Annotated in this window: 3 protein-coding genes; all 3 read left to right on the top strand. The window is 36.4% G+C overall.

Going from position 1 to position 2,769, the window contains the following annotated elements; genetic code table 11:
* Positions 1–321: 321 nt before the first annotated feature.
* Genes AA81_RS04930 through AA81_RS04920 form a run of 3 tightly spaced genes read left to right on the top strand, consistent with a single transcriptional unit; the run spans position 322 to position 2,692 of the window.
* Positions 322–831: an NADH-quinone oxidoreductase subunit NuoE family protein gene (locus AA81_RS04930; RefSeq protein WP_103898399.1), complete on the top strand. Its 510-nt coding sequence runs from the start codon at positions 322–324 to the stop codon at positions 829–831.
* A gap of 15 nt (positions 832–846) precedes the next feature.
* Positions 847–1,221 (top strand): (2Fe-2S) ferredoxin domain-containing protein, encoded by a 375-nt coding sequence (locus tag AA81_RS14405; RefSeq protein ID WP_103898398.1) that lies wholly within the window; start codon positions 847–849, stop codon positions 1,219–1,221.
* 13 nt (positions 1,222–1,234) lie between these two features.
* A complete protein-coding gene (locus tag AA81_RS04920) occupies positions 1,235–2,692 on the top strand; it encodes an NADH-ubiquinone oxidoreductase-F iron-sulfur binding region domain-containing protein (RefSeq protein ID WP_103898397.1) in 1,458 nt (485 codons plus the stop codon).
* Positions 2,693–2,769: the final 77 nt, after the last annotated feature.

Here is a 2,769-nt window from a genome sequence, read left to right as displayed (position 1 = left end):
GGAGTACCCTGTTCTGCCTATCTTATTACTGAAATCTGGGACAACGGACCAATCGATCATATCGATTAAATCGAGAAGATACTTAAATTCGGAATGTTCTTTCATATAATCAGAGTAGACGAAATCGAAGTAGAGTTGAGAAGAGTTACTGTATAATGACAATTGAATGACCTCCTTACGAGATAATAAAGATATGGTATCAAATAGATTATATAGCGAGGAGGTAAAAGTATAATATTGAAGGTTTTAAAAGTTAGTTACAATGCACGTTTTAGAGTTTCTGAAGACACTAAAAATATAATTATACGAGGAGGGAAATGAATGGAAGAACTTCTTGAGAGCAAATTAAAAGACATGGAAACTTATCTTAATTCACTCGATTTGACGAACAAAACCGAAGAAGAAAAAAGAAGTTTGCTGATTGAAGTTTTGCATAAAGTTCAAGAAAATCTAGGATATATTCCAAATGAAGTGCAAAAATTAGTGGCAAAAAAACTGAAGATCCCATCTTCTCAAGTTTATGGTGTTGTAACTTTCTACAATTTTTTCTCCACAAAACCTAAAGGTAAGTATCCTATAAGTATATGCTTAGGAACAGCTTGTTACGTAGGAGGAGCGAATGAAATCTTAGACGAGTTCAAAAAGATTTTAAATGTTGAGGAAGAAGAGGTAACGGAGGATGGATTATTTTCCATTCATCCGGTTAGGTGTTTAGGTGCTTGTGGTTTGGCACCTGTCGTAAAAATAGGGGAAAAAGTACATGGGAGACTTAAAAGAAACGATGTAAGAAGAATAATTAGAGATTATAGAGCCAAAGAGAAAAATAGTTGATAGGAGGGTATTTCTATGCCTAAATTAAACAGTTTAGAGCAATTAGAATCGTTGATAAATGAACTCAAAGAAAAAGAGAATAAAAATAAAATTGTATTAAAAGTTGCTTTAGGAACTTGTGGAATCTCAGCAGGAGCCGATGAGACATACGAAGAGCTTCTAAAAAAGATAGAAGAAGAAAACTTAGAAAACATTGAAGTTATTAAGACAGGTTGTTTAGGATACTGCTATGCTGAGCCAACAGTAGAAGTTAATGAACCAGGCAAAGAACCAGTATTGTATGGTAACGTTACGAAAGCGAAAGTAAAAGTTCTCGTTAAAACCCATTTAGTAGAAGGAAAAATTGCCGAAGAATTGATAATAGAAGAAACGCATAAAAAAGCAATTTGAGGGAGGTAAAACGATGCCTGAACAAGTAAGAATCGTTTTAAGAAACGCTGGAAATATCGATCCCGAAAACATAGAAGATTATTTAAAAAATAACGGTTATTTAGCCTTAGCAAAAGCGCTTAACTCAAAAAGAAAAGAGGTAGTTCAAACAGTTTTAGATTCAAATTTGAGAGGTAGAGGTGGTGGTGGGTTTCCAACCGGTTTGAAATGGAAATTCGCTATGCAAGCTAAAGGAGACGAAAAATACGTAATATGTAATGCAGATGAAGGTGATCCGGGGGCATTTATGGATAGATCAGTATTAGAGGGTGATCCTCATTCTGTGTTAGAAGGTATGGCTATTGCTGGATACGTAATTGGCGCTCAAAAAGGGATTATTTACATAAGAGCAGAATATCCTTTAGCTGTTGCTAGACTAAAAGTAGCTATTTCACAAGCTAAAAATTATGGATTGCTGGGAGAAAATATTTTAGGGAGTAATTTTTCTTTTGATATAGAGATCAGATTGGGAGCCGGAGCTTTTGTCTGTGGTGAAGAGACCGCTTTGATCCATTCTATAGAAGGTCTTCGTGGGGAGCCAACCAACAAACCGCCTTTTCCTGCAAATAGTGGCCTATGGAAAAAGCCGACCGTGATAAACAACGTTGAAACACTTGCAAATATAGCACCTATAATACTCAATGGTGCCGATTGGTTCAAACAATACGGAACAGAAAATTCTCCAGGTACAAAAGTGTTTGCACTTGCTGGAGACGTTAAAAAGGTTGGTCTCGTTGAAGTTCCAATGGGGACAACTTTAAGAGAGATAATCTTTGATATAGGTGGAGGGATCAAGGGGGATAAAAAGTTCAAAGCTGTTCAAACTGGAGGTCCTTCTGGAGGATGCATTCCCGAAGAATATTTGGATACCCCTATAGACTACGATAGCCTTCAAGCACTAGGCTCGATGATGGGTTCTGGTGGAATGATTGTTATGGATGAAGATACTTGTATGGTAGATGTTGCAAAATTCTATCTTCAATTTACAGTTGATGAATCCTGCGGTAAGTGCACTACATGCCGTGTGGGAAACGTAAGACTTTTAGAGATATTGGAAAAAATAACTTCAGGGAATGCTAAATTGGAAGACCTCGATCATATGTTAACTTTGGCTAATGTCGTAAAGAACGGCTCTTTATGTGGTTTAGGACAAACTGCTCCAAATCCGATACTATCTACTTATAGGTATTTTGAGGATGAATATAAAGAACATATATTGGACAGAAACTGTCGAGCGGGTGTATGTAAGAATTTAATAAGGTACGAAATAATTCCAGAAAATTGTACCGGATGTACCGCCTGTGCAAGGGTATGTCCTACTGAAGCGATACAAGGTGAATTAAGGAAACCTCATATAATCGAACAAGAAAAGTGTATAAAATGCGGATCTTGTTACTCAACATGTAGATTTAACGCTATAAGAATAGTATAAATATAGCTAAAAATTCCTCTATCCTTCAGGAATCGGATCAGGGGAAAAAATCAAAACTCCTTCATCCTAATGGGTGG

The organism is Petrotoga halophila DSM 16923 (assembly GCF_002924615.1).
The sequence above is the reverse complement of the archived record's forward strand: the minus strand, read 5'-3'. Positions and strand labels throughout refer to the sequence as shown.

Excerpts from the sequence above, each read along its gene's own strand:
- AA81_RS04930 (WP_103898399.1), top strand. The coding sequence starts at position 322 with ATGGAAGAACTTCTTGAGAGCAAATTAAAAGACATGGAAACTTATCTT.
- AA81_RS04920 (WP_103898397.1), top strand. The coding sequence starts at position 1,235 with ATGCCTGAACAAGTAAGAATCGTTTTAAGAAACGCTGGAAATATCGAT.
- AA81_RS14405 (WP_103898398.1), top strand. The coding sequence starts at position 847 with ATGCCTAAATTAAACAGTTTAGAGCAATTAGAATCGTTGATAAATGAA.